This window comes from Nonomuraea sp. NPDC047529 (genome assembly GCF_040642995.1).
Lineage (GTDB): Bacteria > Actinomycetota > Actinomycetes > Streptosporangiales > Streptosporangiaceae > Nonomuraea.
In genome coordinates this window covers 33,927-53,375 of sequence record NZ_JBEYTJ010000007.1, presented here as the reverse complement: position 1 = coordinate 53,375, position 19,449 = coordinate 33,927, and the positions used below count along the sequence as shown (strand labels likewise).

Sequence of the window (19,449 nt, the reverse complement as noted above, 5' to 3'; positions counted from 1 at the left end):
CTCCACCGTTACCTTGCTTCGCGCCCCGGGCATCCCCACCACCACCCCAACCCCCGCCCCGCCCGCCCCCCCCCGGCGGCCCGGGGGGGGGCCGGCCCGCCGACCGTAGGGGAGCACCCATGCACTGGCACGCCTACCTGTGGACCGGCTCCGGCGCCGACCGCGGGAACGAGGCCGAACGCCGTCCAAGCTCCCCCGATTTCCCCACCTCGACGCTCCCTCCGATGCGCACGGGCGACTGGCTGGCGAAACCGGCGGCGCGCATCGCGGCCACGTTCGAGGAACCGGAACCGGCGACCAGGTGGATGGCGGCCGAGTACGGAAAGACGCATGACCAACTCCACCCGCCCGAGCGGATTCCCCTTGAGGAACGGCTTGCGACGGCCCTCGACCTGCTCCCCCGAGGCATCGACGTGCAGTGGGGCGAATGGCTCCAGCGCGGACGATTCATCACGATCGGCGTGATCTGCTGCCCGAACCGACACATCTCCCACCCATGCCCGATCCACCGCCCTTACCGACAAACCCCTCTTCAGTGACGTAAGGGCCCGATGTCTAACATGACACCCATGCTGATCGACGCGGTGACCGAGATCCTTCGCGAGACCGCCGAGATCGCGATCCTCCCCCGATTCCGCGCCCTCGCCGCCGGTGACGTCTCCGAGAAGACGCCGGGCGAAGTGGTCACCGTGGCCGACCACGAGGCCGAAGACCTGATCAGCCGCCGCCTCCGCGACCTCCTGGACGCCCCCGTCGTCGGCGAGGAGGCGACCGCCGCCGACCCCGCGCTCCTCTCCGCCCTCCAGGACGCCCCGACGGCCTGGCTCGTCGACCCCCTGGACGGCACGGCCAACTTCGTCGCCGGCCGCCCCGAGTACGCGGTGATGGCGGCCCTGGTCCGGTCCGGCGAGACGGTCGCGTCCTGGGTCGTGCGCCCGGCCGAGGACGACGTCTACGTCGCCGAGCTCGGCTCCGGAACCTGGCGCAACGGCATCCCCGTCCACCGCGTCCCCGCTCCCGCCGACCCCGCCCACCTCCGCGGCGCCGCCCTCACCCGCTTCCTGGACGACGCCACCAAGGCCCACGTCAGCTCAGCCGCCCACCGCTTCGCCGCCCTCACGCCAGGCACGAAGTGCGCCGGCGTGGACTACCCCCGCCTCCTGAACGGCGACCAGGACTTCCTCCTCTTCCACCGCACGCTGCCCTGGGACCACGCGCCGGGCGTCCTGCTGCTGACGGAAGCCGGCGGAACCACCCGCCACCTCGACGGCACCCCGTACAGCCCGTCGATCCCCAAGGCCGGCCTGCTCGCCGCCGCCGACGAAGCCTCCTGGCAGACGGTTCGCCCCCTCCTTCTCCCCTGACACCCCGCGAACGCGGGGCCGCCTAGGGACGAGCTCCCCCTTGAAGACGCACCGCCGGAGATCCCGGCGGCGCCTTGCCATGCCCAATACCGACAAAAGGCACAAAAGGCACACGGACCGAGCGGTCAGGTTGCCCCCACACCCCCTGCGAAATCGGCCAGATTGTCGAATCCTGAGGGCTCCCGACGCGAACCTGAAGATCACCTGTGAACGATGGACCGATTTAGACGGATGAGCCCTAAATCTGGTTCCTGTGATCTGAGTCACATTCAACCGGTCACAGAGAGCGACAGGCCACTAACGGAACTTTCGTTCCAATGGTCAAATTCCCTACAGGGCCAGCGAAAACATCACCTTCCGGTAACGTCACGCTAAAGCCTCTGACAGATAACAGCACGGTAACGGCGGAAACGGCGCTTACCGATCGCGTCAGAACGGCTTTCACCTGCGGAGATCACTGGCTATGTTCCTTGCTATCCCTTTACTGACGCATGGGACGCATGTTGCGACCCACGACAGAGCAAGGAGCAGTTCCCTTGAAGCGCATCCTCATCCCCGCCGGTGGCGCCATCCTGGCTACCGGCCTCCTGGCCGCCGGCCTCGCCGGCACGGCCTCGGCCGACAGCGACGTCTCCACCGACGCGATGGCGGCGAGCGCGGCCAACGCGAAGGCCATCGCCCAGTTCTGGGCCGAGAACAACGGTGCCGCCCTCAAGGCCGCCACCGAGTCCAACGTCTGGGACAAGGCGGACGTCGCCAAGCTGCAGAGCAAGGGCGGCTACAGCGCCGACACCAAGCCGGGGTCCACCGCCCCGATTGGTGAGGAGAAGAAGACCACCGCCAAGACGCAGAACGTCAACATGCCGCGGACCATCGGCAAGGTGTTCTTCGTCAACGGCAAGGGCGAGAAGAAGTGGTGCTCCGCCACTTCGATCCAGTCGAAGTACCGCAACCTGGTCGCCACGGCCGGTCACTGCGTCTACGACACCGGCGCCAACGCCGACGTCCTGTCCAAGTGGGTCTTCGTCCCCGGTTACTACCAGGGCAAGGCTCCGTGGGGCATCTACGTGGGCAAGCAGGCCTTCACCCACTACGACTTCGACGTGTACGAGGACTACGACCGCGACTACGCGTTCGTCACCGTGTACAACGGCGTCTCCCTCAGCGGCAAGACCACCAAGGTCACGCCGAGCGAGTACAAGTCGCACGTCGCCAAGGGCGGCATCGGCTACGTCGAAGAGAAGACGATCACCAAGGAAGAGTTCGACGCCGGCTTCGAGAAGTACGGCCAGGACGGCCCCTTCAAGTCGAAGGCTGTCGACCCCAAGGTCGAGACCGTCGCCAAGCCGGGTGACGTGACCGACAAGAACATCGACGCCTACATCAAGGGCGAGGGCCCCACCAAGGGTGTCCAGCTCACCGGCGCCGAGGTTTACAAGTCGCAGTACACCGCGGCCGGCACCGGCTGGGACAACGGCGACAAGTTCGAGCGTCTGAGCAACGAGGTCCCCGTCAGCAAGGAGGACTACGAGTCGCTCAAGTCCGCCAAGGCTGACGGCAAGTTCCTCGGTGAGGTCCGTGCCGAGCTCGGCAAGGACGGCAAGACCGAGATCGCTTGGTACAAGCAGCAGTTCTTCATCAAGAAGTGGATCAAGACCACCGCTCAGATCAAGTACTGGGTCGAGGACTACTACGTCGTCGACATCTCGGGCAAGGACTACGGTCGCCTCGGCGACAACGTCGGTGGCCAGGGCTTCGCGTGGAACCAGCCCACCGGCAAGGACGTCCGCGTGTTCGGCTACCCGGCCGCGCCGCACCCCGACGGCCACAAGAACTACACCGGCGTCACGCCGAAGTGGTGCTACGGCAAGACCACCAAGAAGCTGGTCGGTTCGGCCGCCAAGAAGATCGAGGAGCACGTGGCGCTCAAGTGCGCCATGACCGAGGGCGCCGACGGTGGTCCTTGGCTCCTCAAGTACAGCAACTCCAAGCGCCTCGGTTACGTGAACGGTGTCACCAGCACCTTCAACGACCAGGACGGCAACAACCGCGTGGACTACATCTCATCGCCGTACTTCGACGGTGAGACGAACGTCGTCTACAAGGCCGCTGCCAACGTTTGGTCCGGCAAGATCGTCTAAGGGCGGCTCTCCCAACGACCGGCTCTGACCGTTCGTGAGAACCGTTAGCAACTGAAGGGCCTGGCATCCGCCGGGCCCTTCAGCCTTTCCGGCCCGGAAAGTGAAGGCGGTTGGACGCACGCGACGCCGAATCGGTGCCATCAACCTAATGTGATCTGCGTCACATCGCCCAAGCGGACCGGATCGCGCGCGATCGGCGAGCCCGCCCGCCCTCCTCACACCTTCTTTATGTTGATCAGGGCAAACAGTCTCAAGCCCGACTTCATTCAACTCCTGCGCAACATCAGCCTAAACATCACAGAACGATAACGCCCGGCTTGTCGCATCTTTTCCTCTCAAAGCGGCTACCGGATCTCAAGATCGACACTGTATGTTCCTGGCTATCCCTTTACTGACGCATGGGACGCAAGAAGCGTTCCACGACAGCGCAAGGAGTTACCTTGAAGCGCATCCTCCTCCCCGCCGGTGGCGCCATTCTGGCCACCGGTCTGCTGGCCGCCGGTCTCGCCGGTGCCGCCCAGGCCGACCCGGACGTCGACAACGCCGCTCTGGCTGCCAGCCAGCAGAAGGCCGCCGAGATCCTGGACTTCTGGACCAAGTCCGACAACGCTGCCCTGCGGCAGGCCACGGCCTACTACTGGGACAACAAGGACGTCAAGAAGATCGTGCAGAAGGGCGGGTACGTCGCTGACGGCAAGCCCGGCTCCACCCCGCCGATCGGCGCCGAGAAGACCACCACGGTCAAGTCGCAGAACGTGAACCTGCCGAAGTCCATCGGCAAGGTGTTCTTCGAGGGCCGCGACGGCAAGCTGTACTGGTGCTCCGGCACCTCGATCCAGTCGAACTACCGCAACCTGGTTGCGACGGCTGGTCACTGCGTGTACGACATCGCCGCCAACGACGAGGTCGTGTCCCGCTGGGTGTTCGTCCCGGGTTACTACCAGGGCAAGGCTCCCTGGGGCATCTACGTGGGCAAGCAGGCCTTCACGCACTACGACTTCTCGAACTACGAGGACTTCGACCGCGACTACGCGTTCGTCACCGTCTACAACGGTGTCGGCGGCGTGCTGAACAAGTCCACCAAGGTGACCAAGGCCGAGTACCTGAAGCACCCGGGCAAGACGTACTTCGAGGACGAAGAGGTCAAGGCCGAGGACGTTGCGGGCCTCGAGGCCAAGTACGGCAAGGCCGAGCCCGCCTCGGACCCGAAGGCTGGGCCGGTCGTCTACAAGAGCTCCGAGAAGACTGCGGACAAGGTCGGCAACGACTACCCCGCGGCCCAGAAGGAACTCTCCGCTGACGAGACCAACCTCGCCGGCTGGACTGCTGCTTCGGACCCGCAGAGCGAGAACGAGGCTTTCCAGAAGAACGGCGACCGCGCCTACAACAAGAAGACGACGATCACCACGTCTTCGCACCCGCACCTGCAGCGTGGTGGCGCGGACCGCGGCAGCAAGACTTACTACGGCCTTGACATCAAGCCCGTCACTGAGTCGGAGTACGCGGCCTTCGTTGCCGACAAGGCTGCGGGCAAGGAGCCGAACGCGCAGGGCTACAAGAAGGGTGACACCCTCACCCTTGGCCGCGACACCTACGCGGTGAACGACGGCTACTACGTGGCGCGCTTCTACCTCAACCAGTGGTACAAGAAGACGTCGGTCAAGTTCTTCCTGCGTAGCTACTTCGTCTCGGAGCACGAGATCAAGGACGTCGGTCGCCTCGGTGACAACGTCGGCGGTCAGGGCTTCGCGTGGAACCAGCCCACCGGTAAGTACGTCCGTACCTTCGGCTACCCCTACGCCAAGCACCCCGACGGCTCGAAGCCCTACTCCGGCGTTACGCCGAAGTGGTGCTACGGCAAGACCGGTGCGAAGGCCACCAAGGTCCCGAGCCTGAAGATCGAAGAGCACATCTCGCTGAAGTGCGCCGTCACTGGCGGCTACAACGGCGCCCCGTGGCTCCTCAAGTACAGCAACGCCAAGCGCATGGGCTACGTCAACGGCGTGACCAGCGTTCTGTACGACACGGACAACAACGACCGCTGGGACTACATGTCCTCCCCGTACTTCGACGGTGAGACCAACTCGGTCTACGCCGCCGCGGCGAACGTGTGGTCGGGCAGCATCATCCCCAAGGCTGACAGCTAATCCTTGGGATGATCACGGGCTGAGGGTCCAAACCTCCGCTCAACCTAGCTTCACCCGAAGGGCTCGGCATCTGCCGGGCCCTTCGGCCTTTTCTGGCGAAAGAGACAGTAACCCTTACCAGAGTGACTAAAGGGCCGATAGTGTCTTTACGCCATTCTTGACAACTTCGTGGAGCCTCCCTTGAAGCGCCTGCTCATCCCCCTCGCCGCCGCCGGCTTGAGCGCCGCCCTGCTTGCCCACCCCTCCAGCGCCGTCCCCAGCTGGGTCAGCGACAACCTCATGCCGAAGCCCGCCGACGCGTACAGCACCGCCAAGTTCTGGCTGGGCGCGAACGGCGCGGCCCTGCGCAAGGCGACGCAGTACCACTGGGACGCCAAGGACGTCTCCAAGCTGGTCGCCACGCAGAGCAAGGACGGCGCCCCCGACGGCAAGCCCGGCCTGACCGCTGCCACGAGCGCGCCGAAGCCCAGCGCGAGCAAGAACGTCAACCTGCCCAAGACCATCGGCAAGGTGTTCTTCGTCGACAGCGCCGGCCGCCACCGCTGGTGCTCGGCCACCTCCGTCCAGGCCCGCTACCGCAACCTCGTGGCGACCGCCGGCCACTGCGTGTACGAGACGGGCAAGGACGTCTACGCCAAGTGGATCTTCGTTCCCGGCTACTACCAGGGCAAGGCTCCCTGGGGCGTCTACGTCGGCGCCTACGCCTTCACGGCCTACGACCTCGACACCTACGACGACTACGACGGCGACTTCGCCTTCGTCGCGGTGCACAACGGCTTCTCTTTGACCGGCAGCAAAGAGGTCACCAAGAGCGAGTTCACCGCCTGGGGCGGGGACAAGTGGATCGACCAGGAAGAGGTCAAGAAGGACGAGTACGACACCGGCCGGGAGAAGTACGGCTCGGCGGGACCGTACTGGTCGAAGGACTTCGACGTCACCCCGGACAAGGTGGGCCACGACTACAAGGGCGAGAAGGCCCTGACCAGGGTCGAGGTCACCGAGGCCGACTACGCGAAGGCTCCGGCGGGCACCCGGGACGACAAGAACGGCGAGCAGTACGAGAAGGTCGGCCCCACGCCCATCAGCCAGGAGACCTACAAGAAGCTCGTGGCCGACAAGGCCGACGGCAAGGTCCTCGGCAAGCTCGACGTCACCAAGGACGCCAACGGCACCGAGACCGGCTGGTTCGAGACGCACTACTACCTCAAGCAATGGGTCAAGGCGGGCAAGACGGTCCGCTACTTCCGCGACCACTACTTCATGGGCATGGCCAAGGACATGGGCCGGCTCGGTGACGTGGTCGGCGGTCAGGGCTTCGCGTGGAACCAGCCGCGCGGCCAGAAGGTCACCGTCTTCGGCTACCCCGGCGACCCGCACCCCGACGGCGACAAGCCCTACACCGGCGTGACCCCCAAGTGGTGCTCCGGCAAGACCGGCACGAAGACGTACCAGGTCAACACCTTCCGGGTGGAGGAGCACCAGGTGCTCAAGTGCTCCATGACCGGCGGCGCCGACGGCGGCCCCTGGCTCATGAAGTACGACAACGGCAAGCGCACCGGCTACGTCAACGGCGTGACGAGCATGTTCCACGACCAGGACGGCAACGACCGGATCGACTACATCAGCTCCGCCTACTTCGACGGCGAGGTGGCCGACGTCTACAACAAGGCCAACTACGCCGAGACCAAGAGCATCGTCGGCCCGAACGGCGAACTCCTCAAGTAGCGCAGCGATGCCCCGGACCGCCAGGAAAGGCGGCCCGGGGCATCACACGGACGTCAGCTCGCGCGTACGCTCCCGCAACGCCATCACGGCCCGCTCGTTCTTGAAGGGCTCCAGCCGCCGCCGCAGATCCGCCGCGTACGACCGGGACCGCGCCGACTGCAGCTCCCCCGCCAGCGAGAGCGCGCTCCCCGCCGCCTGGCACGCCTCGTCGAGCTCGCCGCACTCCAGCAGCCCGGCCGCCAGCAGCGACAGGTTGAACATGCGCCCCCGGACGTACCGGGTGTCCATGTCGAGGGAGCGCCGCGCCAGCCGCACGGTGCGCTCCCCCTCCCCCAGGTCGCGGAAGCAGTGGGCGAACTTGGCCGACAGGTAGGCCTCGTCGAAGTAGCTGAGCCAGCGCGGCTCCTCGGTGGGCCTGCGGGCGTCGAAGGCCAGCTCGGCCTGGTGCAGGGAGGCGCCGCAGGACCTGGGGTCGCCGAGACCCGCGTGCGCGTGGGCCTCCAGGACCTGGGCGGAGGCCAGCAGGGTCTGGACGCCGGCCCGCCGGGCCGCGAGCTGGGCGGCCCTGGCGAGGTCGAGCGCGTGGGCGGGCTGGCCCATGTAGATGGCCTGGTGGGCCATGCCGGCCAGGATCTCGCCGCCCAGGGTGTGGTCGTCGGCGCCCCTGGCCAGGCGGAGGGCCTGGATGAGATAGCGCTGGGCCAGGCCGTGCTGCTCCATGTCGTAGGCCATCCAGCCGGCCAGGCGGGTCAGCTCGGCGGCCGCGGCGGCGAGCTGCTTGCCGGTGGACTCGCCGTAGCTGCCGTCCTTGAGCAGGGGGGAGACGGCGGTGTCGAGGTACTTCACGACGGACGAGCGCACCCGGCCGCTGCCGAAGCGGTTGTCGAGCTCGCCGAAGGACCGGGTCACCTCGTGGATCGCGGCGATGTCCGCCCGGCCCACCCGGCGTGCCCCGGTGCCGCTGGGACGCCCGTCGGCGGGCGCCGTCAGCCACCGTATGGCTCCGACGGAGCCTGCTCCGATCGCGAAGGTGGAGTCGATCAGAAACCTCCGTCTCTCTACGTCGGCCCGCCACAACGCCGTCACGGTCGCGACCCCCTCCTGCCACGTGTGGGTGAACTCCTGACCGAGGTCGAGGGGCGTGATGTTGGTCGGCATGCCCAGATCCTCCGAGCTCACCGGGCGGCCGAGCCGCAACGCGAAGATCTCCGTGAGCAGGCACGGGACGGGATCCCGTGGTTTCTGGCCGCCGATCCACCGCAGCACCGAGCTGTGGTCGTACTTGAGGCCCGGCGTGCCGCGCGCGGCTCCGAGATCGTTGAGGCGCCGGGCCAATCCCTTGTGGGAGAAACCTGCCTCCGCGATGAGCTGCTGCAGCAATCGATTAGGCTCGCGTTCCATCGCTCTCCTCGTCACAGGAGTCGGCGCCCACATCCTTACAGAGCGCTATTGTTATAGCACGTTGTGTAAAGGCTTTCCGGCGGTTCCCCAAGGTCACGCGAACTCCATCGCAATCCCTCCGCCAGCCCTGCTCGGGATCCGGATCCGCATCCGGTTCCCCTGGACGGGGAACTCACCTACCCACGCCGCGGCCGGGAAACAGCAATGCCCTCCGACCTGCGAGGAAGCGCGAAAAAGCGGCGAACGGGGGCCGATCGGCCCCCGTTCGCAACAGTGTGGATCAGGCGCGGGCGACGCCGTCGGCGCGGGCCTGGGCGGCCACGGCGGCGGTCACGGCCGGGGCCACGCGCGGGTCGAACGGGCTCGGGATGACGTACGTGGCCGAGAGGTCGTCGCCGACGACGGCGGCCAGCGCCTGAGCGGCGGCCACCTTCATGTTCTCGGTGATGGTCGTGGCCCGCACGTCGAGCGCGCCCCGGAAGACCCCGGGGAAGGCCAGGACGTTGTTGATCTGGTTGGGAAAGTCGGAGCGCCCGGTGGCGACCACCCTGGCGTGCCTGGCGGCCACCTCCGGGTGGACCTCCGGGGTGGGGTTGGACAGGGCGAAGACGATGGCGTCGGGGGCCATCGACGCGATGGCCGCCTCGGAGACGGTCGAGCCGGACAGGCCGAGGAAGACGTCGGCGCCCGCCAGGGCCTCCTCGGTGGAGCCGGTGTGGCCGGCCCGGTTGGTGTCGCGGGCCAGGGCCTGCTTGACCGGGTTGAGCCCTTCGCGGCCCTCGTAGATCATGCCCTTGGAGTCGGCGACCGCGATGTCGCCGATGCCGGCGCCCAGCAGGATGCGGGTGACGGCGACGCCGGAGGCGCCCGCGCCGGCCACGACGGCGCGCAGGTCGCCGAGCGTGCGGCCGGTCAGGCGGGCCGCGTTCTGCAGGGCGGCCAGCGCGACGATGGCGGTGCCGTGCTGGTCGTCGTGGAAGACCGGGATGTCGAGCAGGTCGCGCAGGCGGTCTTCGACCTCGAAGCAGCGCGGGGCGCTGATGTCCTCCAGGTTGACGCCGCCGAACGACGGCGCGAGACGCACCACGGTCTCGACGAGCGCGTCGACGTCGGTGCAGTCGAGGCAGATCGGGACGGCGTCGACGTTGCCGAACTCCTTGAACAGCAACGCCTTGCCCTCCATGACCGGCATGGCGGCCGACGGCCCGATGTCGCCCAGGCCGAGCACGGCGGTGCCGTCGGTGACGACGGCGACCACGTTGGAGACCCAGGTGTAGTCGTTGACCAGCGAAGGCGTCTCGGCGATGGCGGTGCAGACCCGGGCGACGCCGGGCGTGTAGGCGAGTGACAGGTCGTCGGCGTCGCGGACGGGAATGGTCGAGCGGACCTCCAGCTTGCCCCCGCGGTGGAGCGCGAAGGCCGGATCGAGGTCGAGCGATTCGACGGAAGCAGAAGCGGGTGTGGCAGACACAGCGACCCCAGTATTCATCGGAACGGACGAAACCATCGGCGTACGAGCGCGAGTGGGCCGGCTTCGGTAGCTGCCGGGCTCCCCTCGTCGGTCGTCTCTGAGGGGTTACGGGGGTCACCCGTCTCCCCATAGTGCCACATGGTGAGATGGTCGATGGTGTCGGAGCCGACGCCGTTCCGTTGACGCATCGTTAAACGCAGGATGACGGACCGCTGCTAAACCCCATTTAAACTGCACAAAACGCAAGTTACGTGGCATAACTCTTTCGAGGAGGCCGTACATGGCCCTCAGCCCCCAGGGCCGCCGTGGCTACGCTGTCGGCGCGCTCGCCCTGACCGCCGCTCTCGCCCTCAGCGCGTGTGGCAGCGACACCGGAGGCTCCTCCGGCAGCACGACCGGTGCGAGCTCCTCCGCGGCCGGCGGCGTGAAGCTCGTCCAGCCCGGCAAGCTCACGGTCTGCACGAACATCCCGTACGAGCCGTTCCAGTTCAAGGACGACAGCGGCAAGATCGTCGGGTTCGACGTGGACATCGTCGACCTCGCCGCGAAGAAGCTGGGCGTGACCCAGAACATCGTGGACATCGACTTCGCGGTGATCAAGAGCGGCGCCGCCATGGCCGCGGGCAAGTGCGACGTGGCCGCCGCCGGCATGACGATCACCGACGAGCGCAAGCAGAACATCGACTTCTCCGAGCCCTACTTCGACGCCACCCAGGCCCTGCTGGCCAAGAAGGGCTCGGGCGCGAAGTCGCTGGAGGACGTCAAGGCCAAGAACCTCAAGCTGGGCGCGCAGGCCAGCACGACCGGCCTCGACTACGTCAAGAAGCAGGGCTTCAACCCCACCGAGTACGCCGACTCGGCCAAGGAGCTGCTGGCCCTCCAGGCCGGGCAGGCCGACGTGATCGTCCAGGACCTTCCCGTGGTGCTGACCTGGCTGAAGAAGCCCGAGATCGCCGAGAAGTTCGAGCTGGTCGCCAGCCTGGACACCGGCGAGCAGTACGGCATCGGCCTCAAGAAGGGCGCCGACCCGACCCTGCTCAAGACGATCAACGAAGAGATCACCAAGGCCAAGCAGGACGGCTCCTACGAGAAGATCTACGTGAAGTGGTTCGGCAAGAAGCCCGGCGAGCTGGGCTGATCCATGGCCGACCAGCCGAAGACCGCTGAGCCCGGCCGTGCCGGGCTCAGCCCTCGGAAGAAACAGCAGATCACGCGTACGGTCCAGTACGTCGTGCTGGCCGCCGCGCTCGTCGCCGTGGTCCTGTACGCGGACTGGGCCAGCCTCGCGCAGAACTTCGCCAAGGCCGACGTCGCCAAGCAGGCGCTGCCCGACCTGTTCACGGTCGCGCTGCGCAACACGATCATCTACACGGTGGGCGGGTTCGTCGTCTCGTTCGTGGCCGGGCTGCTGCTGGCGCTCATGCGGTTGTCGCAGGTGCGGCCGTACCGGTGGATCGCGGTCGTCTACATCGAGATCTTCCGCGGCCTGCCGGCGCTGCTGATCTTCCTGATGATCACCTTCCTGCCGCTGGCGCTGCCCGGGTTCGAGGTGCCGTTCGGCACGTACGGACAGGGCATCCTGGGCCTCGGCCTGGTCGGCGCCGCCTACCAGGCGGAGGTCTTCCGCGCGGGCCTTCAGGCGGTCCCCAAGGGCCAGACGGAGGCCGCCAGGTCGCTGGGCATGTCCGCGACCCGGGCACAGGTGACGGTGGTCATCCCGCAGGCCATCCGCATGGTGATCCCGCCGACCACCAACCAGTTCGTCTCCCTGCTCAAGGACTCCTCGCTGGTGCTGTTCCTGGGCGTCTCCGGCGAGTACGTCGAGCTGGCCAAGTTCGGCAACGACCTGGCCTCCCAGTACGCCAACGCCACGCCCATCATGGTCGCCGGCGTGACGTACCTGATCGTCACGATCCCGCTGGGCTACCTCGCGTCCCGGCTTGAGGGGCGTAAGCGGAGGAGCCAATGACGCACGCCATCGAGCTACGAGACCTGCACAAGTACTTCGGCAAGAACCAGGTGCTCAAGGGCATCGACATGACGGTCGAGCCGGGCCAGGTGGTGTGCGTCATCGGGCCGTCCGGCTCGGGCAAGTCCACGCTGCTGCGCTGCGTGAACCTGCTGGAGGAGCCCACCAAGGGCAAAGTGTTCGTGCAGGGCGTGGAGGTCACCGACCCCGACGTGGACATCGACGACGTACGACGCCGCATCGGGATGGTCTTCCAGCAGTTCAACCTGTTCCCGCACATGACGGCGCTGGAGAACGTCATGATCGCGCAGCAGCGGGTGCTGAAGCGCGGCAAGCGGGAGGCCGAGGTCGTGGCCCGGGAGAACCTGGAGAAGGTGGGCGTCGGCGCCAAGTGCGACTCCTACCCCACCCAGCTCTCCGGCGGGCAGCAGCAGCGGGTGGCCATCGCCAGGGCGCTGGCCATGAACCCCGACCTGATGCTGTTCGACGAGCCGACCTCGGCGCTCGACCCAGAGCTGGTCGGCGACGTGCTCACGGTCATGCGCAAGCTGGCCGAGGAGGGCATGACCATGCTCGTGGTCACCCACGAGATGGGCTTCGCCCGCCAGGTGGCCGACCGGGTGGTCTTCATGGACGGCGGCGTCGTCGTCGAGGACGGCGACCCCGCCCAGGTGATCGGCGACCCGCAGCACGAGCGCACCCGCACGTTCCTGCACCGGGTGCTGCACCCGGAGGAGTGACCCTTCCGGGCCCCCGGAGGTGCCGGGGGCCCGGCAACTCGTGTAATACTCCCGCATGGACCTGACCTCTTACGCGGAGTGGGCGGTCCGCCTGATCAACGATCCCGCCCCGCCCCCGGAGCTGACCGGCCTGCGCGCCGAGCTGGCCGCCGTGTTCGACGCCGCGGGCGACGCGCACTCGGTGGCCGACCGCCTCAACGCCCTGCTGGTGCGCTACCCGGTGCACCCGCGGCTGTCGGACCACGACGGCCAGGGCTGGCACCTCCATCTGGCCGAGGACTCCGCCGCCAGCGCGGTGATGGGCCTGGCCGCCGTCGTCGCCGAGCTGGGCGCCGACCGGCTGGGCCGCTGCCACGAGCCGCGCTGCGCCCGCGCCTTCCTCGACACCTCCTCCAACCGCTCCCGCCGCTACTGCTCCTCCCGCTGCGCCACGCGCGCGAACGTGGCGGCCTACCGGCGCCGCAGGAGCGCCCAAGAAGGCTGAGGGGCCGCCCACGGGGTCGCAGCGGTCGCCTGAGAGGTCAGCTGCGGCGCACCAGCGGCCAGTAGCGCAGCACGACGCGCCCGACGATCTCCTCGACCGGCCCGAAGTCCCAGCTGTCCCGGCGCCCGCCGGCGCGCTGGTTGTCGCTCTCCAGCCACCAGCCGCCCTCGCCGTGCCACTGGGCGCGTTTCACGATGAGCTGATCGGGATCGCCGGGCAGCCTGGCCACGACGAGGTCGCCGGGATGGACGACGGCTCCCCGGCGGACCAGGAGCCAGTCGCCGGGAACCAGCGCGGGACGCATCGAATCGCCCTCGACACGCACTCTCATGGGCAGAGACCCCCTACTCCACAGGCGTTGGGACCCGAGTAAGGTCGGTTGTGGACCAAGCTGATTCAGCATCAAGGAAGGACTTTCTGATGCTCGCACGACTGCTACGACCCAAGCATGTCGCTTCCGCCCACTGCGACCTGCCCTGTGGTGTCTACGACCCCGCCCAGGCCCGGATCGAGGCCGAGTCGGTCAAGGCGATCATGGAGAAGTACGAGGCCAGCGACGACCCGGTCTTCCGTACCCGCGCGCTCATCATCAAGGAGCAGCGCGCCGAGCTGGTCAAGCACCACCTGTGGGTGCTCTGGACCGACTACTTCAAGCCGCCGCACCTGGAGCAGTACCCCCAGCTGCACCAGCTCTTCTGGGAGGCCACCAAGCTGGCGGGCGCCGCGGCCGCCAAGGGCACCGTCGACGGCGGCAAGGCCGACGAGCTCCTGGCCAAGATCGACGAGATCTCCAAGATCTTCTGGGAGACCAAGGCCGCCTAAATCGGCACAAAAGGCTCTGTGCGGTCCAGACCGCACAGAGCCTTTTCCGTTGATGGCGAGTCTGAATCCGCCAAGCACCTCCCGGGAGCGGTAAGTTGCAGTTGGCGTCGGAAACGCGAGGAGGAACGTGACCGAGGAAACCGAGACGCGTCCGGAGGGCGTGGCCGGCATCCGTGACGTGGTGAGCATCAGGCTCCCGGCCGCGAGTGCCTACCTGTCCGTGCTGCGTACGGCCACCGCCGGCCTGGCCGCCCGGCTCGACTTCACCCTGGACGAGATCGAAGATCTGCGCATCGCGGTCGACGAGGCGTGTGCCATGTTGCTGAGCGAGGCGGTCCCGGGCACCGACCTGACCGCCGAGTTCGAGCTGACCGGCGACGTGATGAAGGTCAGCGTCGAGGTGGCCACGGTAGGCAACTCCGCCCCGAAGCGCGACGACTTCGCCTGGATGGTCCTGACCGCCCTGGCCGACGACGTCGACGCCGTGACCGACTCCCCCGACCGCATGGCGATCGTCCTGCGTAAGCGCCGAGGCGCAGCGAGGCCGGCGTGACGGAAAGGACTGGAGCCATGGCCACCAGCGAACACGCCGTGCCCGACAGGGTTCGCGCCCGCTTGCTCTTCGCCGAGCTGGCCGAGCTGGGTCCCGAGGAACCGCGCCGCCAGCGCATCAGGGATGAGCTGGTCGAGCTTCACCTTCCTCTGGTCGAATACCTGGCCCGCCGCTTCCGCAACCGCGGCGAGTGGCTCGACGACCTCACCCAGGTCGCCACGATCGGCCTGATCAAGTCGATCGACCGGTTCGATCTCAAGCGCGGGGTGGAGTTCTCCACCTACGCCACGCCCACCATCGTCGGCGAGATCAAGCGGCACTTCCGCGACAAGGGCTGGGCGGTCCGGGTGCCGCGCCGCCTGCAGGAGCTGAAGCTCTCGCTGACGAAGGCGATCAGCGACCTGTCGCAGCGCGAGGGCCGCGCGCCCACGGTCGCCGAGCTGGCCGCCTACCTCAAGATGACCGAGGAGGAGGTGCTGGAGGGCCTGGAGTCGGCCAACGCCTACTCCACGGTGTCCCTCGACGCGCCCGACTCCGGCGACGACGACGCCCCCGCGGTGTCCGACTCGCTGGGCATCGTGGACGAGTCGCTGGAGGGCGTCGAATACCGCGAGTCGCTCAAGCCGCTGCTCGAACGGCTGCCGCCGCGCGAGAAGCGCATCCTGCTGCTGCGGTTCTTCGGGAACATGACGCAGTCGCAGATCGCGACCGAGCTCGGCATCTCGCAGATGCACGTGTCCCGGCTGCTGGCCCGTACCCTCGCCCAGTTGCGCGAGGGGCTGACCGCGGAGGACTAACCGTCCCCGTAGAGAGCATGGGTGGTGGGGGGCGCGAGCAGCGCCACCAGCCCGGTCAGGGCCACCACGATCAGCGGAACGCCGATCAGTGGCTGGTCCGACTGGATGAGCGTGACCCCGACGGGCAGCAGGAAGATCTGTGCCAGCACGCCCGGCGACCTCCCCCACCGCTCCGCCCGGAGCAGGCCGCCCCAGGCGACCCAGAGCAGCCCGGCCCCGATCATCAGCCCGAAGGCCGACTCCGCGATGGCCGTGGTGAGACTGTCAGGCGTGCTCACCACCGTCTCCACCGCTACGTAGATCCCGAGCCCGAGGGCGACGAGCCCCTCCAGGGCCACGACGACGGCGGCGACGAGCAAACTCCACGGACGCTTCGACACAGCCAAACCCTATCCGCCCCGGGGTCCGGTCCCGCCGGGGATGTTCCCCCACCCCGAGCAGGTCGGCGATCAGCGGCTACGCTGGCGATATGCGCGCAATGTTGCTGGTCAATCCCAAGGCCACCACCACCAACGCCCGCACGAGAGACGTGTTGATCCGCGCGCTCGGCGCGGCCGTGGAGCTGTCGGTGGAGGAGACCGGCTACCGGGGGCACGCCGCGACACTGGCGGCCACGGCCCATGCCAAGGGGTTCGACGTGGTCGCGGTGCTCGGCGGCGACGGCACGATCAACGAGACCGTCAACGGCCTGCTCAACCCGGTCAACGGCCATGACACCCCGCCGGCCGATGACCCCAGCTCCGGCCGCCCCGGCCTCATCGTGATCCCCGGCGGCAGCGCGAACGTGTTCGCCCGCTCACTCGGCCTGCCGAACGAGCCGGTCGAGGCCACCGGCGCGGTCCTGGAGGCGCTGCGCGAGGGCCGGCGCCGGACCGTGGGCCTGGGGCAGGCGCTGTGGGAGGGGCACAACCGGTATTTCACGTTCTGCGCGGGCATGGGGTACGACGCCGAGGTCGTGCGGGCCGTGGAGGGCCTGCGGGGCACGGGGAGGAAAGCTACCCCAGCCCGGTATGTGAACACCGCTCTGCGGCACTATCTGGCCACGGACAAGCGGCATGCTCCGATGACCCTGACCGGGCCGGGCATCCCGGCGGCCGAGGGAGTGTTCATGACGATCATCACCAACACCTCGCCGTGGACGTACCTGGGGGGCAAGCCGGTGACGCCGACGCCGTGGGCGAGCTTCGAGACCGGGCTCGACCTGCTCGGGCTGAGGCGGATGGGGCCAGTCCAGATCGCCGGGCTGATCCGGCAGATCCTCACGGAGAGTGACGCCGTCCCGTCCGGCAAGCATCTCGTCCAGCTGCACGACGAGGCCGAGTTCACCCTCACCGCCGACCGTCCCGTGGCCTTCCAGCTGGACGGGGACTACCTGGGCGAACGCGAATCCGTAACATTCCGGTCTACCCCGAACGCGTTACAAGTTCTGGTCTAGCCGGTTACATTCGGTCATTGTGTGACGCATCCGACATCCATAACCCCCAAAACTTCGCCCCAACCCTCTTGCGTGCACTCTGCGTGGCTGAAAAGCTCAACACTGACGTCGGAACGTAGGACCTTTAACAACCCCAAGGCCCTCCGGCTGTCAGGCGGACAACCCCGGTCCAACACCTGGATGCGGGTAATTGTTCGCGCGAGTTAGTGAAACTCTTCACAAAGTAGCCGCACGGAGCCGACCAAAGGTTCCATCTACTAAGGAGTGGACGCATGGACTGGCGCCACCGAGCTGCCTGCCGTGACGTGGACCCCGAGCTGTTCTTCCCGATCGGCAACACCGGCCCTGCCCTGATGCAGATCGAAGAGGCCAAGCAGGTCTGCCGGTCCTGCCCGGCCGTCGACGCGTGCCTGAAGTGGGCGCTGGAGTCCGGACAGGACGCCGGCGTCTGGGGCGGTCTGAGCGAGGACGAGCGCCGCGCTCTCAAGCGCCGCACCGCCCGCGCCCGCGCCCGCGCCTCCGCCTGACCCCGCTGTTCCCCGCAGGAGCCGTCCAGCTTGGCGTGATCGACGTTTCCGCCAAGACCCCGTCGCGACGCGTACGCGGCGGCCAGGCTCGTACGGACCGGGCGCGCCACCTCTGAGGCGGCCGCCCGGACCTGCAGAACCTCACGCGGACGGCATCGGGATCGACAACCCGACGTGCGTGCCGCCCCCCTCGCGCGGTTCGATCGTGAGCCTGCCCGACAGCTCCCCCTCCACCAGCGTGCGGACGATCTGCAGCCCCAGACTGGTGGACTTGTCGAGATCGAAGTCCGCGGGAAGGCCGCGCCCGTCGTCCCAGACGGTGACGTTCAGCCGGTCGGGAGCGGGCTCGACCACCACCTCCATGCGCTTGGGACGCCCGTGCTGCAACGCGTTCTGCAGCAGCTCGGTCAGCGCCATGGCCAGCGGCGTGGCGATGAGCGAGGGCAGCACGCCGAACGCCCCCACCCGCCTCGGCGTGACCGCCGCCTCGGCCGCCGACACCTCGCCCGCCATCGCGATCACCCGGTCGGCGATCTCGTCGAAGTCGACGAACTCCTCCGGCGCGTGCGACAACGTCTCGTGCACGATGGCGATCGAGCCGACGCGGCGCACGGCCTCCTCCAGCGCCTCGCGGCCCTCGGGCACCTGAAGGCGCCGCGCCTGGAGCCGCAGCAGCGCGGCGACGGTCTGGAGGTTGTTCTTGACGCGGTGGTGGATCTCGCGGATCGTGGCGTCCTTGGTCATCAGCTCGCGCTCGCGCCGCCGCAGCTCGGTGACATCCCTTATGAGGACGAGCGCGCCGATGCGGCCGCCGCCGACGATCAGCGGGATCGCCCTGAGCTGCACGATCGTGCCGCCCGACTCGACCTCGGTCTCCTTGGCCGCGCGCCCGCTGGCCACGATCATCAGGTCTTCGTTGATCGGCTCGTCGGAGTAGCACAGCGTCGCCGTCACCCGGCCCAGCTCGGCGCCCACCAGGTCGGCGTGCAGGCCGAGCCGCCGGTAGGCCGACAGGGCGTTGGGCGAGGCGTACGTGACCCGCCCGGCCCGGTCGAGCCGCAGCAGGCCGTCGCCGACGCGGGGCGAACGGACCAGGATCGGCTCCTCCCCCGAGAACGGGAAGCGCCCCTCGGCGACCATCTGCGCCAGGTCGGACGCGCTCTGGAGGTAGGTCAGCTCCAGCCGGGACGGCGTGCGGGCCGAGGAGAGGTTCGTGGAGCGCTGGATGACGCCGAGGAAGCGGCCCTCGCCGTTGTCGACCGCCCGGCGCACCGGGATGGTCTCCTCGCGGACCGGGACCCCCGTGGACCAGTCGGGGTCGCCCTCGCGGCAGATGCGGCGCTCGTTCCAGGCCGTGTCGATGAGGTGGCGCTCGCCCTTGGCGGCCATGCTGCCGACGATGTCGTCGTGGTAGACGGTGGGGCCGGTGGTGGGGCGCATCTGGGCGATGGCGATCCAGCCGTTCTCGCCGAGCAGCGGCGCCCACAGGATGAGGTCGGCGAAGGACAGGTCGGCCAGCAGCTGCCAGTCGGAGACCAGTGAGTGCAGCCAGTCGAGGTCCGCCTCGTCGAGTGCGGTGTAGCGGGCGACGAGGTCGCTGAGAGTCGGCACGAGTGCATCATGCGTGCTTCGGCCGCCAACAGCCAAACCGACCCCCTGATCGAATGCGCAGCTCCTGGCCGGGGAAGGACTCCGCGCACCGCACACGGGTGCGCCACCGTGCACCCGGCGCGACTTTCGGGGAATCTCATGATGTGAGAACCGTCACACGGCGGGGTCGCCCGATCCCCATGACGGGACTTCACGGGCATGCCGGAGGTGATCGACACGGGCGGGTGGCTCCTCGATGACGCGGGCCCGGCACCGGCCTCGG

General features: G+C 68.0%; 19 protein-coding genes. 14 read left to right on the top strand and 5 right to left on the bottom strand.

Going from position 1 to position 19,449, the window contains the following annotated elements:
- Positions 1-224: 224 nt before the first annotated feature.
- From ABZ815_RS13390 to ABZ815_RS13370, 5 genes are all read left to right on the top strand, one after another.
- A complete protein-coding gene (locus ABZ815_RS13390; protein ID WP_357697330.1) occupies positions 225-539 on the top strand; it encodes a hypothetical protein in 315 nt (104 codons plus the stop codon).
- A 30-nt stretch (positions 540-569) separates the two neighbouring features.
- Positions 570-1,364: an inositol monophosphatase family protein gene (locus ABZ815_RS13385; RefSeq protein ID WP_357697328.1), complete on the top strand. Its 795-nt coding sequence runs from the start codon at positions 570-572 to the stop codon at positions 1,362-1,364.
- Positions 1,365-1,900: 536 nt separating this feature from the next.
- Positions 1,901-3,505: a hypothetical protein gene (locus ABZ815_RS13380; protein WP_357697326.1), complete on the top strand. Its 1,605-nt coding sequence runs from the start codon at positions 1,901-1,903 to the stop codon at positions 3,503-3,505.
- A gap of 440 nt (positions 3,506-3,945) precedes the next feature.
- Positions 3,946-5,652, top strand: coding sequence for a hypothetical protein (locus ABZ815_RS13375; protein WP_357697324.1), 1,707 nt, complete (start codon positions 3,946-3,948; stop codon positions 5,650-5,652).
- 180 nt (positions 5,653-5,832) lie between these two features.
- Positions 5,833-7,377, top strand: a complete 1,545-nt coding sequence (locus tag ABZ815_RS13370; protein WP_357697323.1) for a hypothetical protein — start codon at positions 5,833-5,835, stop codon at positions 7,375-7,377.
- 42 nt (positions 7,378-7,419) lie between these two features.
- Here the strand turns inward: ABZ815_RS13370 and ABZ815_RS13365 are convergent, their stop codons facing one another.
- Both ABZ815_RS13365 and ABZ815_RS13360 read right to left on the bottom strand, forming a co-directional pair.
- Positions 7,420-8,778: a hypothetical protein gene (locus ABZ815_RS13365; RefSeq protein ID WP_357697321.1), complete on the bottom strand. Its 1,359-nt coding sequence runs from the start codon at positions 8,776-8,778 to the stop codon at positions 7,420-7,422.
- Between the two features lie 280 nt (positions 8,779-9,058).
- Positions 9,059-10,267 carry an NADP-dependent malic enzyme gene (locus ABZ815_RS13360; protein WP_357697319.1) on the bottom strand — a complete coding sequence of 403 codons (1,209 nt, stop codon included), beginning with the start codon at positions 10,265-10,267 and terminating at the stop codon, positions 9,059-9,061.
- A 262-nt stretch (positions 10,268-10,529) separates the two neighbouring features.
- Between ABZ815_RS13360 and ABZ815_RS13355 the strand changes: the two genes are divergently transcribed.
- Genes ABZ815_RS13355 through ABZ815_RS13340 form a run of 4 tightly spaced genes read left to right on the top strand, consistent with a single transcriptional unit; the run spans position 10,530 to position 13,442 of the window.
- Positions 10,530-11,387 (top strand): ABC transporter substrate-binding protein, encoded by an 858-nt coding sequence (locus tag ABZ815_RS13355; protein ID WP_357697317.1) that lies wholly within the window; start codon positions 10,530-10,532, stop codon positions 11,385-11,387.
- 3 nt (positions 11,388-11,390) lie between these two features.
- Complete coding sequence (locus ABZ815_RS13350) at positions 11,391-12,218, top strand: amino acid ABC transporter permease (protein ID WP_357697315.1); 828 nt, start codon at positions 11,391-11,393, stop codon at positions 12,216-12,218.
- Positions 12,215-12,958 (top strand): amino acid ABC transporter ATP-binding protein, encoded by a 744-nt coding sequence (locus tag ABZ815_RS13345; RefSeq protein ID WP_357697313.1) that lies wholly within the window; start codon positions 12,215-12,217, stop codon positions 12,956-12,958. Before ABZ815_RS13350 ends, ABZ815_RS13345 begins: the two co-directional genes overlap by 4 nt.
- Positions 12,959-13,013: 55 nt before the next feature.
- Positions 13,014-13,442, top strand: coding sequence for a CGNR zinc finger domain-containing protein (locus ABZ815_RS13340; RefSeq protein WP_357697311.1), 429 nt, complete (start codon positions 13,014-13,016; stop codon positions 13,440-13,442).
- 37 nt (positions 13,443-13,479) lie between these two features.
- Here the strand turns inward: ABZ815_RS13340 and ABZ815_RS13335 are convergent, their stop codons facing one another.
- The gene (locus tag ABZ815_RS13335) at positions 13,480-13,773 is read right to left on the bottom strand and encodes a S24 family peptidase (protein ID WP_357697309.1); all 294 of its coding nucleotides are present in this window, start codon (positions 13,771-13,773) and stop codon (positions 13,480-13,482) included.
- An 89-nt stretch (positions 13,774-13,862) separates the two neighbouring features.
- Between ABZ815_RS13335 and sodN the strand changes: the two genes are divergently transcribed.
- The 3 genes from sodN (at position 13,863) to ABZ815_RS13320 (ending at position 15,614) form a co-directional block, all read left to right on the top strand.
- On the top strand, positions 13,863-14,264 hold the full coding sequence (gene sodN / locus ABZ815_RS13330) for a superoxide dismutase, Ni (protein WP_352331376.1): 402 nt from the start codon (positions 13,863-13,865) through the stop codon (positions 14,262-14,264).
- Positions 14,265-14,391: 127 nt separating this feature from the next.
- Entirely contained in the window at positions 14,392-14,817 is a 426-nt protein-coding gene (locus tag ABZ815_RS13325) for an anti-sigma factor (protein WP_357697307.1), read from the top strand.
- Between the two features lie 17 nt (positions 14,818-14,834).
- Positions 14,835-15,614, top strand: a complete 780-nt coding sequence (locus ABZ815_RS13320) for an RNA polymerase sigma factor SigF (RefSeq protein ID WP_352352343.1) — start codon at positions 14,835-14,837, stop codon at positions 15,612-15,614.
- Here the strand turns inward: ABZ815_RS13320 and ABZ815_RS13315 are convergent.
- Positions 15,611-15,994, bottom strand: a complete 384-nt coding sequence (locus ABZ815_RS13315; RefSeq protein WP_357697305.1) for a hypothetical protein — start codon at positions 15,992-15,994, stop codon at positions 15,611-15,613. The two genes, ABZ815_RS13320 and ABZ815_RS13315, sit on opposite strands and share 4 nt — an antisense overlap.
- 89 nt (positions 15,995-16,083) lie before the next feature.
- Here ABZ815_RS13315 and ABZ815_RS13310 point away from each other — a divergent pair, with 89 nt between their 5' ends.
- A complete protein-coding gene (locus tag ABZ815_RS13310; RefSeq protein ID WP_357697303.1) occupies positions 16,084-17,049 on the top strand; it encodes a diacylglycerol kinase family protein in 966 nt (321 codons plus the stop codon).
- A 272-nt stretch (positions 17,050-17,321) separates the two neighbouring features.
- Positions 17,322-17,576 (top strand): WhiB family transcriptional regulator, encoded by a 255-nt coding sequence (locus ABZ815_RS13305; protein ID WP_113705541.1) that lies wholly within the window; start codon positions 17,322-17,324, stop codon positions 17,574-17,576.
- Positions 17,577-17,717: 141 nt separating this feature from the next.
- Here ABZ815_RS13305 and ABZ815_RS13300 read toward each other — a convergent pair whose 3' ends face one another.
- Entirely contained in the window at positions 17,718-19,187 is a 1,470-nt protein-coding gene (locus tag ABZ815_RS13300) for a histidine kinase N-terminal domain-containing protein (protein WP_357697301.1), read from the bottom strand.
- Positions 19,188-19,449: the final 262 nt, after the last annotated feature.